Annotated in this window: 13 protein-coding genes; 4 read left to right on the top strand and 9 right to left on the bottom strand. The window is 54.9% G+C overall.

The features are described from left to right. Nucleotides 1-22: 22 nt before the first annotated feature. The gene (locus tag N9C89_RS03305) at nucleotides 23-400 is read left to right on the top strand and encodes a hypothetical protein (protein ID WP_263952414.1); all 378 of its coding nucleotides are present in this window, start codon (nucleotides 23-25) and stop codon (nucleotides 398-400) included. Here N9C89_RS03305 and N9C89_RS03300 read toward each other — a convergent pair whose 3' ends face one another. The 4 genes from N9C89_RS03300 to N9C89_RS03285 form a co-directional block, all read right to left on the bottom strand. Next, on the bottom strand, nucleotides 401-718 hold the full coding sequence (locus N9C89_RS03300; protein WP_263952413.1) for an antibiotic biosynthesis monooxygenase family protein: 318 nt from the start codon (nucleotides 716-718) through the stop codon (nucleotides 401-403). Between the two features lie 104 nt (nucleotides 719-822). Then, nucleotides 823-3,117 (bottom strand): glycosyl hydrolase family 28-related protein, encoded by a 2,295-nt coding sequence (locus N9C89_RS03295; RefSeq protein ID WP_263952412.1) that lies wholly within the window; start codon nucleotides 3,115-3,117, stop codon nucleotides 823-825. Between the two features lie 171 nt (nucleotides 3,118-3,288). Continuing rightward, the gene (locus N9C89_RS03290) at nucleotides 3,289-3,711 is read right to left on the bottom strand and encodes a DUF4864 domain-containing protein (RefSeq protein ID WP_263952411.1); all 423 of its coding nucleotides are present in this window, start codon (nucleotides 3,709-3,711) and stop codon (nucleotides 3,289-3,291) included. A gap of 65 nt (nucleotides 3,712-3,776) precedes the next feature. Next, nucleotides 3,777-5,432, bottom strand: coding sequence for a lysine--tRNA ligase (locus N9C89_RS03285; RefSeq protein ID WP_263952410.1), 1,656 nt, complete (start codon nucleotides 5,430-5,432; stop codon nucleotides 3,777-3,779). Between the two features lie 118 nt (nucleotides 5,433-5,550). On the opposite strand from N9C89_RS03285, the gene N9C89_RS03280 reads away from it, so the two are divergent. Beyond that, complete coding sequence (locus N9C89_RS03280; protein ID WP_263952409.1) at nucleotides 5,551-5,973, top strand: tellurite resistance TerB family protein; 423 nt, start codon at nucleotides 5,551-5,553, stop codon at nucleotides 5,971-5,973. A 17-nt stretch (nucleotides 5,974-5,990) separates the two neighbouring features. Here the strand turns inward: N9C89_RS03280 and dacB are convergent, their stop codons facing one another. Next, on the bottom strand, nucleotides 5,991-7,418 hold the full coding sequence (dacB, locus tag N9C89_RS03275; RefSeq protein WP_317134922.1) for a D-alanyl-D-alanine carboxypeptidase/D-alanyl-D-alanine-endopeptidase: 1,428 nt from the start codon (nucleotides 7,416-7,418) through the stop codon (nucleotides 5,991-5,993). 161 nt (nucleotides 7,419-7,579) lie between these two features. Here dacB and N9C89_RS03270 point away from each other — a divergent pair, with 161 nt between their 5' ends. Further along, nucleotides 7,580-8,419, top strand: a complete 840-nt coding sequence (locus N9C89_RS03270; protein ID WP_263952407.1) for a DMT family transporter — start codon at nucleotides 7,580-7,582, stop codon at nucleotides 8,417-8,419. Here the strand turns inward: N9C89_RS03270 and N9C89_RS03265 are convergent. From N9C89_RS03265 to mgrA, 4 genes are all read right to left on the bottom strand, one after another. Beyond that, nucleotides 8,416-9,018, bottom strand: coding sequence for a nicotinate-nucleotide adenylyltransferase (locus N9C89_RS03265; protein ID WP_263952406.1), 603 nt, complete (start codon nucleotides 9,016-9,018; stop codon nucleotides 8,416-8,418). The genes N9C89_RS03270 and N9C89_RS03265 overlap by 4 nt on opposite strands. A gap of 117 nt (nucleotides 9,019-9,135) precedes the next feature. After that, on the bottom strand, nucleotides 9,136-9,657 hold the full coding sequence (locus N9C89_RS03260; RefSeq protein WP_263952405.1) for a YcnI family protein: 522 nt from the start codon (nucleotides 9,655-9,657) through the stop codon (nucleotides 9,136-9,138). Nucleotides 9,658-9,727: 70 nt separating this feature from the next. Next, a complete protein-coding gene (locus N9C89_RS03255; RefSeq protein ID WP_263952404.1) occupies nucleotides 9,728-10,075 on the bottom strand; it encodes a hypothetical protein in 348 nt (115 codons plus the stop codon). 137 nt (nucleotides 10,076-10,212) lie between these two features. Then, a complete protein-coding gene (gene mgrA, locus N9C89_RS03250) occupies nucleotides 10,213-11,238 on the bottom strand; it encodes an L-glyceraldehyde 3-phosphate reductase (protein ID WP_263952403.1) in 1,026 nt (341 codons plus the stop codon). Between the two features lie 259 nt (nucleotides 11,239-11,497). Between mgrA and ettA the strand changes: the two genes are divergently transcribed. Next, nucleotides 11,498-13,153 (top strand): energy-dependent translational throttle protein EttA, encoded by a 1,656-nt coding sequence (ettA, locus tag N9C89_RS03245; RefSeq protein ID WP_263952402.1) that lies wholly within the window; start codon nucleotides 11,498-11,500, stop codon nucleotides 13,151-13,153. Nucleotides 13,154-13,238: the final 85 nt, after the last annotated feature.

Here is a 13,238-nt window from a genome sequence, read left to right as displayed (position 1 = left end):
CTGACTGTTAGCGGATTTGCACATGAAGCCCTTTATCGCCCTCGGCACCCTCCTCGCGTTGTCCGCCTGCGCCACGCAACAGCAACGCTGCATTTCTTCAGTGACCGCAAACCAGCGCAACATTGCCCAACTTATCGCGGTCACCGAAGCGAATATCAATCGCGGCTATGGCGTCAATGTCCAGCGCGTGCCCTACACGGTTTACGGCCGCTGCTATGATTCCTATTCGATCCGCTCCTATTCCTGCCCAGAGACATATTACCGAACCGTCACAACTCCGGTCACGGTTGATCTTGATGCAGAAAAGAGGAAGCTCGCGCAGTTGAAACAACGCCTTCCAGAGGAACAGAAACGCGCTAAAGCAGGCGTTGATCAATGTTTGGCGCTATATCCCGAATAATCAGAAAACAGCCGCAACTTCGTACATAACCGGCTCAAAGCTTTTGCAAAGCTCGTTGATCGCGCGATTGCGTTTCCGCATTTCATCGGTACGAAGCATGGCCTGAAAATCTTCGCGCTTTTCCCATTGTGAATAGTTCGCAATGCGGGTTTGCGCATCATTTACATGCAGTCCAGCGGCAATGAACCCGGGTTGTTTGCTGATAAAGGAGTCATAGGCATCCGTCAGCGCATCCAACAAATCCTGACAGGTGCCCGGCGTCATTTCAAACGTCGTGACAACGGTTTGCGATGTGGCATCCTTGGTGATCCGAGGCATGGGCAATCTCCTTTTTCAATAGCTTTCCCCTTACCTTACGCCACATTCCCGCTATTCCCAAAAGCAAAAGGCCCCTGCTATCACAGGAGCCTTTCCGAAACTTGCTAGGTTGCATTATCCATACGAAGCGTTATCTGCACACGCCCGCGACAGGCCTGCGACCATTTCAGATGAGCTTCACTTTGATCAGCACCTTGCTGAAGCGACACATAGGGAAACTCGTAATGCGCCGTATTGCTTCCGCGCAGAACCTGCTGATCCATCACGAATCCTTCCACACGGCGCGCCCTGCCGCCGAACGGGAGCTTGCCGTCGGTCGGGATCTCCCATGTCGTTGCATTTGCAGCCTCCGTATGACGCACCATCAACGGGTTGAAAATCGGCGTATCTACGGAATTGAACGCGTTCCCCTGTACGACCACGTTTCGCGATTTTGACATATCCAATCCAGCGTATGTTTCATCCACACGTTCGATACGTTCAATGTTGCCGTTCAGCGCTCGGAACACGTTACCCGAAAGGTTAAACCCATGCAGGTAATGACCGCTGCCATATGGCTTGACCACGATCCAACTGAACCACGGTGCAACATCATTAACCGTGAAAATATTGCCCGTGATCGTGATGCCTCCGAAGGAATATTGGTTGTTCCAATCTGGCGTGGCGTCATGCTCGTTAGTCATCTCGATAAAGTTGTTATCGATGTAGTTCCCAACCACGGTTGATTTCGGGTTTGGCGTTGTAAAGATCACGCCCGCACGGCGTACACCATCTGTTTCACCGTCGCCGTGGAACCAGTGGTTGCCGGAAAACAGGTGTCCTGTACCTGCCCAAACACCAAAGGCAGCAAACAACATGACGCGGTTGTCGCGCATCTTGGTATCGTTTGCGTTGACGTTCATCGCGATCGTCGTACGGTCCTGTGCACGCATGGGCTGTTCATTCGAAATGAACTGACAACGGTCAACCAGCATGCCCTGACATCCGCGCCCGTGCGAGGTGATCCCGCGATCTTTGGGTTTGGTGATAAAACAATCCCGCACATGGAATATCAGCCCCTCAGGTGCAAGCAAAATCCCGCTAGAGATGCCGTTACACTGGAATTCGATGTCATCCAGAACGAACTTATCCAGCCCAGAGAACCCACTGAAATCAAGCGCATATTTAAACCGGCTGAAGGTATAGCTCTGATTGCTCGCAGCGCCGAAAAGAGGTTGGCTTAACGTGAGCGTCTGCGCCCCGACATTCACAGATTTCACATAGACCTCACGGCCCACCCCATTGCCTTCTACCAGCGAACCGGGCTGGATATTCGCGATATTGGCCACATTGGTGAGTTCTGTGGAGGTGCTGGCCGAGTAGCTTGCGGTCGAGGTCACAACATCAGTGTCCCATGCGGGGTCCGCCAGAACATTAAACTGCCCGTTCCGAATGACGCGGCGGATGGCATATGTCGAAATGTTGTTAACCACATCCTGCACGTCGATCGGGCGTGTTAACTCAATCCGTCGGCCCTGCAGATCAAGCGATTCATGGTCGGTGAAATTGAAAAGCGCCTGTATCGCCTTCTCAAGCGCCAAAACCTCGTCGCCCCCGAACGCATCAACATAACTGCCGAAGTCAAAGTTCTTAGTGAGCGAAAGACGCACCTCTTTTGGCGCCGTGACTTGCCCCTGAAACCGCACAGGACTTTCAAACGTAACGTTGCTCGCAAGCGCATAAACTCCTTCAGGAACAAGCACCTGCCGCCCATTCGCTGCGGCATCGGCGGCGTTAAACGCGGCGGCATTGTCCGTAACGCCGTCCCCGATTGCGCCATAATCTCGTACATCCACCCAGTCCATCATGTCCCGCAGGAACACATTGGTCACATCGGTGATCTGGATATCATCGATCCGAACGACACCGCCATTTGCCCCCGTTAGGTTCAAGCCGAAATGCCCATAAAGCGCGTCTTGGCCCCATGGCATATCAACACCGTTGCGCGCCCCTGTGCCCACAATCGCCGACACCTCAACAACTTCGCCATACGACGTCAGCGCAACAGATGGACCCGCCTCCACAACGTCCAAAACATGCACATCGCCCGCACCACCGGCCCAACCGGCAATTTCGACATTCGGAAGGTTCCCGCTAATGGCCTTCACCCGCGCTTTGATCTGAAGATAGCATCCAGGGTGCAGCGGCGTCTGAACCATTGCGCGCAGCTTCTGTGTTGTTTCTGATTTCAGCAATTCAAGACAACCACCGAAATCCTGATCTGCCGCAACAAAGGCCGCATTGACCGCCCCGTCATAGGTATCTGATCCAACCGTGCCATCCTGTGATGACCATTGATCCAGCCCATTCGAAAATGCTGGCGGCATGAGGAGCAGCCCCTCGGTAATTGCTTTATTCATTGAAATCCCTTTCCACATCCACATGCAGCGCCTCGCCGAATGACGAAAAGAGCGCGCGAAACACAGGAAAGAGAGCTACCAAACAGGCTTTAACAGCCCGCTAGAGTAGCGAACGCAGAAATACGAAAATTGGAACACCGCCTCGGCGGCATCACCTTGAAAACTTGTTGTTTAAACCGCGAGCATGGTCGGCTCTACATGAACCACCGCGTTGATTTTCCAGCCCTCATGATCGGGAACCATTTGATAATCCAGAAAATATTCCTCGCCACTCGGCGCAGTAACCATCACACGCTGCCAAACAGCAAGCCCGTCTGGGCGGTTTTCAAGAAATTCGACCTCGGCAGGATCAAGCACCATTTGATAGCCACTGTTGAGCATAATCGCAAAATTTTCGGGGGTACCGAAATAGGCTTGGATACCATCAGACGCATACTCAAATGCCGCCCCATAGTCGCGAAGCTTTAGCGCCTCAATCTGTCCCAAAACGGTGGATTCAAGCGCGCCATCGGGCGAACCCTGCGCTTTAGGGCCGCTTACGACCGACAGGTTCAGCAAAACAGCACCAAGGATTGCAAACAGAAATCTATGCATAATATCCCTCCTACGCTGGTCCTATTTTGAGACCAACGTAGGGGAACTGACAAGTGCTCTTTTTGTTACTCTGCAGAATTGGCAAGTTTCCCCGCCAAACCGTCTTCAATGAGCTTGATCGAATCCTCGACACCATACAGCGCGATAAACCCGCCAAAGCGCGGACCTTGGCTCGCACCAAGCAGCACCTCATAGAGCGCCTTGAACCACTCGCGCAAGTTCTCGAAACCGTGGTTTTTGCCAACGGCGAAAACAAGCGACTGAAGGTCTTCTGCACTGTCAAAGCTAAAGTCGGAAAGATCTGCGTCCTGTCCCATCGCTTCGTTTTTCTTGGCGATCATCGCTTTGGCAACGTCCACATCTTTAAGTGCCGCTGCAAGGTCAGCCAACGCGCTCTGTTCTTGTTCTGTCGGAGCGCGGAACACACGAGCTGGCTTTACAAAATCATTGTAGTACCGCACCGCGAACTCTGCCGCAGCATCCATGCCCGGATTGCTTTCCGGCGTTGCATCAGGAGCGTAGCGTTGGATAAAGCCCCACATCTGCGCCTTGTCTTCTGCTGCCGAAACAGAGGCCAGGTTGAGAAGCATCGCAAACGGCACAAGCATGTCCGATTCCGGCACGTCCGCACCGTGAATATGCCGCACCGGATTGGCGAGTTTCCCCTTCAGGTCCTGATCCGGATAAGCGCGCAATTGCTGGTGATACTCATCAACCGCCTTCGGAATCACGTCGAAATACAAACGCTTGGCCGTTTTAGGCTTCTGGTACATGAAATATGAAAGACTCTCTGGCGCCGCATAGGTCAGCCATTCTTCCATCGAAAGGCCATTGCCTTTGGATTTCGAAATCTTCTGACCAAGCTCGTCATTAAACAGCTCATACGTCAGCGTCACAGGAGGAACAGCACCCAGCGCGCGGCAGATTTTGGTTGCCTGCGTCACAGAGTCGATCAAGTCCTTGCCCGACATCTCGTAATCTACGCCCAAAGCAGCCCAGCGCATCGCCCAATCAGGCTTCCATTGCATTTTGACGTTGCCGCCTGTCACTGGAATTTCAACGCGCTCGCCATCGGGTTCGTCGTAAACAACTGTTCCCTTGTCCGCGTTCACCTCGACCATCGGCACCTGAAGCACATGGCCAGTTTTGGGAGAGATCGGCAGGAACGGCGAATACGTCGCCTGACGCTCTGGGCCTAGGGTCGGCAACATGATCGCCATGATCTTGTCATAGACCTCACAGGCCTTGATCAGTGCCTCGTCGAAACGGCCAGACTTGTAGTACTCGGTCGAACTCGCAAACTCGTAGTCAAACCCGAAGCTATCAAGGAAATCACAGAGCCGCGCATTGTTATGCTGGGCAAAGCCCTCATGCGTGCCGAATGGGTCGCGCACCTGTGTCAGCGGCAGATTGAGGTCTTCTTTCAACTCTTCCTGCATCGGAACATTGCCCGGAACCTTGCGGAACCCGTCCATGTCATCCGAGAAACACAAGAGCTTTGTCGGAATGTCGGAAATCATCTCGAACGCACGGCGCACCATGGTTGTGCGCGCAACTTCGCCGAAGGTTCCGATATGGGGCAAACCAGAGGGCCCATAGCCCGTTTGGAACAAAACATATCCCTTCTTCGGCGGCTGCTTTTCATAGCGTTTCAAAACCCGGCGCGCCTCTTCAAAGGGCCAGGCTTTCGAACTCATCGCAGCATCACGCAGATCGGACATGTTTTCACTCTATCTGTTAAACCATGAGGCCCAATGCCCCATGTGCCCTGTCTCCTATTGCGCGCCCCGCCCCACGTCAATATTCTGCATGGGAAAACATGCCTGACCGGAGAGCAAAATGCCGCAATTTCCCCACCCGTGGACCCCTCAAGACAGCCTCGTGGCCATGATGGTCGCAGCATCGGCGAGCGATGAAAACATGCGCACCTCCGAATTGGTGACAATCCAGCGGGTCGTGAACCACCTGCCTGTGTTTGCCGATTTCGATCAGGACCGCATGAGCGTCATCTCGACAACGGTGTTGGAACTCTTCACCGAAGAGGACGGGCTGGACGCGCTCTTTGGCCTCATTCGCGAAAACCTTCCCGAAAAACTCTATGAAACGGCCTATGCGCTCGCGTGCGACGTGGTTGCATCAGACGGGATCATCGGCGAGCAAGAATCGCGAATGCTCGAAGAAATCCGGTACGAGCTCAATATTGATCGCCTGCACGCCGCCGCCATAGAACGCGGAAGCCGCGCGCGTCACCAAACGCTCTAGTCTTCGAATGAGAAACGCTAGGCAGGCGTGTCGAACATGGCTGCCCAGCGCACAAGCAGTTCCATCTGCATCTTGCGCGAACGGCGCGCCCATGCTTTGCCACCCTGCGGTCTTTCTCGGTCCGCCGGAGCAATCGCAGCGCGTTTTTCCATATCGGCCGTGAATATCGCAAAGGCCAGCTTACGGCCTGATTTCGTGGTGATGTATCCCGCAAGCGCGCTAACAAAATTAAGCGTGCCGGTCTTGGCCCGCACCCTTATGTCACTTTCAGGGATCGGTTGGCCATTCCGATCGGCAAGCTTGATCTCTTTCAAAAGCCCCGGAAATACCGGATCATCCTCCGCCGCCACAAGAGCGCGGACCATATCACGAGCCGCAATCCGAGAAGCATCGCCAAGGCCCGAGTGATCCACAAATTCGCAGGTCGTCATATCAAGCGCGTTCTTTGCCCAGACGCTCATACGGTTACCCGACTCCGCCAAGGTCTCAACCCGACCCATTTGCTGGCTTGCGCTCAACCCAACCGTTTCCGCCGTGAGGTTGGTCGAATATTTAAGCATCCCGCGCAGAATATCCGTCAACGGCTCGCTGTTATGCACCGCGATCTCGCGAGTCTCGGGCAAACTGTCAATCACAGCCCCCTTGGGCAAAACAATTCCATGCGCACGCGCCATAGTTGCAAACACATCGGCGGCATAAAGCTCGGGCTTGCGAACCGGCAACCAGCGGCTCCCCCCATCACCAAGCGCTGCGCGTGCAACCGTCCAATGCTCCTCCGCCTCGCCCTCTTCATAGGTATAGATCGGCGCAGATCTCGGCTTTACGGCCATATGCGCCATCTGGACCTCTGGGCGATATTTGTCAGAGCGAGCATCCATCGACACTAAATATTCGCCCTGCGCCCGCTTCCATTCAAAATGCACACGGTTGAAATTGAGGTTCATACCAGAGATCGCGGGGTTATAGCCCAAATGATCGGGCTGTCCCGCGTCAATCGACCAGACGAATGGCAAGGCCCCCCCATAAATCAGGAACCGCCCGCGAACCTCTCGAATTCCCTTGTTTTTCAGTGCCTTAGCCAAGTCGGTAAGTGGGTTGGTCGCGAAAACCGGGTCGCCGCCACCCGCGAGGATCAAATCCCCCTCCAAGATGCCGTTACGAAGTTCTCCTGTGGCCAGCAATCGCGTTTTGAAACGATGCTTTGGCCCCAGTTGCCGCAGCGCATAAAGCGCCGTAACAGCCTTGGCGACCGAAGCGGGCGGCTGTTTTACAAACGGGTTAAAGCCTTCGAGCACACGCCCCGTTTCGGCATCCGCAACCAGAATACTCGCCTCTCCCGAAAACGCAGCATCGCGCAAGACCTGCGACATCGGATTGGCGGCCAACTGCGCCATGCCCTTGGGTTTGATCGGAGGCCTCAACGACGTCTGTGGAGCTCCCGCCAAGGCAATTTCCGCACTGCTCGCAAGCAATGCGCCAAGCACGAAACGTCTTGATATCCTCTGAGTCATAGGTGCATATAACCTTGTGGTTGCGCTCAAAACAAGCGTGCCGGAATCCGGTGCCAAAGAAGTGATGTACCGCACACAGCTTTGAAAGGCGCAAGATGCTCCACCCCGTTCCCATCATGCTGATCGGTGTCTCGCTCATCCCATTGGGTGATACAATGGGCAAGATTTTAATGGAGCAATACAACGCATCCCAGTCATATGTGGCATGGACCCGCTTCCTCATCGGCGCAATCCTGCTTCTGCCTTTTCTTCAAAGACGGCACCTTGATTTCCGCGTTTTCTTGAAATGGCAAATCTGGCTGCGCAGTCTGGTTCAACTGGCTGCGATCCTCTGTATCCTGACCGCCCTCAAAACCGAGCCCATCGCCAACGTATTCGGCGCGTTTTTCGTGGCCCCGATCGTGTCATATCTGATCTCGGTCTGGTTTTTGAAAGAGAAAACAACCCTGCCGCGCCTGATCCTTTTGATGCTTGGTTTCTGTGGGGTACTTCTCGTAGTAAAACCCGGCTTCGGCATGACCACCGGAATGATGTTCGCGGTCCTCTCAGGTGTGTTCTATGGCCTGTTCCTCACCGCAAACCGTTGGCTAAGCGATCTGGCCTTGCCCCGCACGCTATTGATGACACAGCTTGTTATCGCAACAACCCTGCTCACACCCTCTGCGCTCTTTCATTCGGCTTGGCCAGAGCTCACGCCAACCGTCATACTCTACACCGCGCTTTCGAGCATCGCGTCCTTGGTCGGAAATCTTCTGCTGATCACAGCCTATAAACTTGCCCCCGCGACGCGTCTTGCGCCACTGGTTTATTTCCAACTCGTCGCAGCAACTGCGCTTAGTTTTAGCGTGTTTGGTGTCATTCCCGACTTCATAAGCATTCTTGGGCTCACGCTACTTACCGCCTCTGGCTTTGCAACACTGGCCCTGCGGCGTTAACTGCCCCAGCCGGTTTTTGCCCTCAACTCTGTTGAGGAAATAGAGGTCATCGGCAGGTTTACAAAACACCACGCCGCTGGCTCTGCAAGCGGCAACAGTCGTCGGCTCGCACCGCGCAATCTCGCGAAATCATACCGCTTCGCCGCCGGAGACATGCGCGCCGAAATCCTGTCGCCTGGTCGGGCAAGTACACCCACGGGGATATTTTCCATGATCCACGTCCAACGATCCCAACGGTGAAATTCAGCCAGATTGTCCGCCCCCATCAGCCACGTGAACCGCACACCGCGATAGGTCTTGAACAACGCCTCAAGCGTTTCCGCCGTATACCGCGTGTGCATCCGGCTCTCGAAATCGCTGATCTTTATGCGCGGGTGATCCACGAGGGCATGCGCCGCCGCCATGCGCTTTGCAATCGGAGCGGGGCCGTTTTCCTTAAGCGGGTTTCCCGGCGTGACGAGCCACCAGACCTCGTCCAGCCCGAACCGCTTCAACGCTGCCTGCGAGATATGCACATGCCCACGATGCGGCGGGTCAAACGACCCTCCCAACAGGCCGATTTTCATACCGGCGCGGGCATATGGAAGCTCACAACGCATCGGTTAGCCCTAGCCAGAACCCGCGCCAAATAAAAGCTAAATCGCAATAGCATCTTACAGAAACAAAAAGGGCGTGCCCGAAGACACGCCAAGTAAGGACATTATTAACCGAATGAGTTAATGCGTATGGGCGGCGTGGCCCTCTGTAATCATCAAGCCAGGTGCCGGCGACTTCAGCTTTTCGTCACCGTTTGGCAGCTCAACCCACGCGTTCTCTCCGTTGGCGCATTCCTGCACCACAGGGAAATAGAGCTTCTCGCCAGCCTCAAGCGCATCAGTAAACCGCGCACGGAAGATGAACTCCTCATAGTGATCATTCGGAAGATTGCCGGTCCAGATGATCTCTTTGACGCCGGATGTATGTGTGCCGTGATACTCATAGCTGCCCGCGTAGTCGCCTTTAACGGTCTCAAGTGTCCAGTTGGCAATCGCCTTCGGCTTCACGGCAATCACACCCTCAGGAATGGTCACGCGTACCTTCAAGGTCGCCTCGCCATCACACCCATGCGCAATGCGGACAACTGCTTTATGGGTGGTGTTGGTTGCAACTTCTTTGGCCTCAAAAGTGGCGTGGGCAAAAGCGGAAGTTGTGGTGAGAGCAGCAACAACGGCTCCGGTGAAAACGGATTTAAGTGTCATTTAGATAGTCCTTATTCATGACGAGTGGTTCGCTACGCCAAACACAGCGCAGCCAAGAAAAGTTTGGTCGTCAGGTAAGGACAGGTGGTCCGCGCACAGGCGCGCGGAGCCAAAGGCGTTTGGAATGGGAGTTGCTGTCAGGCTCGGAAAACGAAGCTAGAACAACAGATTGAACAGGAACAGGCGCGGTGATCTCAGGCTCAAAACCGGCGAACTGCACCACAACACATTGCGGACAGTGCTGCGTCGCGCCCGTCTCATCGCCATCGCCGCAAATCTCGAACGCGGCATAGCCCAGAGCTTCTGGCGAGGTCGCAAATTCAAGCTTTGCCGCACCATGCATCGCGCCAAGCCACAAGAACAGAACAGCAGCGACGAGGCTGGTCATCTGTCCGAATGTGTGGCGAAGCGTGCGCATGAATCAATTAAACCTGTTGTTATGGCTGCGACCCTAACGCTCATGAGAAGCAAAACATTGATCGAAATCAATTCAGGTCGAAACCATTATTCCGGCGCAGTCATTTCACGACCATTTCCGATTTGCAACGCCAATTTCTAGGCAGAGGATTTCTTCCATAGGTTGATGTCCGCCTCGACAGACAGGCGATTAATCTCGGCCAGTTCTTCGTCGCTGAACTCAAGGTTTTCAATCGCGCCAACACAATCCAAAACCTGCGATGGCTTTGAAGCACCAATCAACGCCGTGGTAATGCCACCCTCGCGCAGAACCCACGCAATCGCCATCTGCGCCAGCGTTTGACCACGCTCCTTGGCCATCTCGTTCAGGCTTTTGATGCTGGCCAGAGTTGCCTCATTCAATGTGTCTGGGTTGAGCGATTTGCCCTGCGTTGCGCGGCTTCCTTCTGGAATTCCACCCACATATTTGTTGGTGAGCATCCCCTGCGCCAACGGCGTGAACGCGATCGAGCCAACACCCAATTCCTTGAGCGTATCCTTCAACCCGTCGTTTTCGACCCAACGATTGAGCATATTGTAAGACGGCTGGTGGATGAGGCACGGCGTGCCCAGATCGTTCAAGATCGCCACGGCCTCGCGGGTCCGCTGCGAATTATACGAGGAAATCCCCACGTAAAGCGCACGCCCCGACCGTACGATATGATCCAGCGCGCCCATAGTTTCCTCAAGCGGTGTATCAGGGTCAAACCGGTGCGAATAAAAGATATCGACATAATCAACGCCCATTCGCTTAAGGCTTTGATCGCATGACGAAATCAGATACTTGCGGCTCCCCCACTCGCCATATGGACCATCCCACATCTCGTATCCAGCCTTGCTCGAAATGATCAACTCATCGCGCAATCCGGCAAAATCCGTCCGCAAAATCTCGCCAAACGCCGTTTCCGCCGAACCGGGAGGCGGGCCATAATTGTTGGCAAGGTCAAAATGCGTAATTCCGCTGTCAAACGCCGCCTGACAAATCGCGCGCTTGGTTTCATGCGGCGTGTCACCGCCAAAGTTATGCCAAAGCCCCAACGAAATCGCAGGAAGCATCAGCCCCGAATTCCCGCAACGGCGGTATTTCATTTTCTCGTAACGGTTCTCTGCGGGGGTATAAGGCATCACGCGCCTCCTGTTAGCGGTATCGCGCGCAAGTCTCTGGAAAACTGCGGCGCTCTGCAAGGCGGTTTTTGAAAGTTACCAAGCGTCGCAGTTATTCTCAATTTGACGTCTTTGAACTTGTGCCAAAAAATGGGCGTCCCGTTCACGTACGATACATCGGCAACTCCAAGTCTTGAGCCCCCTCCCCCCAACAATGATTGCACATAGCCGCCAGACTCGCTAAATCCACCCAAACCCAATTCACACTGCGGAGAGACCCATGGCTGCTTATCAATACGTCTATTTCATGGACGGCGTTTCCAAGACCTACCCCGGTGGGAAAAAGTGCTTTGAAAACATCCGCCTGAACTTCCTGCCCGGTGTGAAAATCGGCGTGGTCGGGGTGAACGGCTCGGGTAAATCAACCCTGATGCGGATCATGGCCGGTATCGACAAGGATTTTCAGGGCGAGGCATGGGCCGCCGAAGGCGCCAAGGTCGGCTATCTCCCGCAGGAACCAGAGCTTGACCCAAGCCTTGATGTGCGCGGCAACGTGATGCTTGGTGTGGCCGAGAAAAAGGCTATTCTTGATCGCTACAACGAGTTGGCGATGAACTATTCCGAAGAAACAGCCGAGGAAATGGCCAAACTTCAAGACGAGATCGACAGCCAGAACCTCTGGGATCTCGATGCGCAAATCGACGTATCGATGGAAGCCCTGCGCTGCCCACCCGATGACGCCGATGTCACAACCCTCTCTGGTGGTGAAAAGCGCCGCGTGGCCCTCTGCAAACTGCTGCTCGAAGCGCCCGACATGCTCCTCCTCGACGAACCGACCAACCACCTCGACGCCGAGACAATCGCGTGGCTGCAACAGCACCTCATTGATTACAAAGGCACAATCCTCTGTGTCACCCACGACCGTTACTTCCTCGACGACATCACAAGCTGGATTCTGGAGCTTGACCGCGGCGCGGGCATTCCGTGGGAAGGCAACTACTCAAGCTGGCTGGAACAGAAAGCCAAACGCCTTGAGCAAGAGGCGCGCGAAGACAAATCCCGCCAGAAGACCCTTGAGCGCGAACTCGAGTGGATGCGGCAATCTCCCAAGGCCCGCCAAGCCAAGTCCAAAGCGCGGATCAACGCCTATAACGAGATGGCCGAACAGTCCGAACGCGAAAAGGTTGGCCGCGCCCAGATCATCATTCCAAACGGCCCCCGTCTTGGCGCCAAGGTGATCGAAGTGTCAGGCCTCAAAAAAGCGATGGGTGACAAACTCCTCGTCGAGGGCCTCGAATTCTCCCTGCCCCCTGGCGGCATTGTCGGCGTGATCGGCCCCAACGGCGCGGGTAAAACCACGCTTTTCCGCATGCTGACAGGCCAAGAACAGCCCGACGAAGGCACCGTGGAATATGGCGACACCGTCAAACTCAGCTACGTGGACCAATCCCGCGACGATCTCGACGATAACGCAACCGTATTCGAAGCGATTGGCGACGGTGGCGACATCATCAAACTGGGCGACGCCGAAGTGAACGCCCGCGCCTATTGCTCCTCGTTCAACTTCAAAGGCGGCGATCAGCAGAAAAAACTCGGCATGCTGTCGGGCGGTGAACGCAACCGTGTCCACATGGCACGACTGCTGAAATCCGGCGGCAACGTGCTCCTGCTCGACGAACCGACCAACGACCTCGACGTCGAAACCCTCCGCGCCTTGGAAGACGCCCTCGTGGATTTCGCAGGCTGCGCCGTGGTGATCTCCCACGACCGCTTCTTCCTCGACCGGATTTGTACGCACATCCTCGCCTTCGAAGGCGACGCACATGTGGAGTGGTTCGAAGGCAACTTCGAGGACTACGAAGAAGACAAAAAACGCCGACTGGGTGCAGACGCCCTAGAACCGAAGCGGTTGAAGCATAAGAAATTCGTTCGCTAGCCTATTGCCGATGGCAATAGGCGGTGGGCGTGGCAGCGGGTTTGCATAGCAAACCTGCGTGCGCCCTTGAGTTTGATACTAAACC

Source organism: Halocynthiibacter sp. SDUM655004 (assembly GCF_026015885.1).
Lineage (GTDB): Bacteria > Pseudomonadota > Alphaproteobacteria > Rhodobacterales > Rhodobacteraceae > Falsihalocynthiibacter > Falsihalocynthiibacter halioticoli.
The sequence above is the reverse complement of the archived record's forward strand: the minus strand, read 5'-3'. Positions and strand labels throughout refer to the sequence as shown.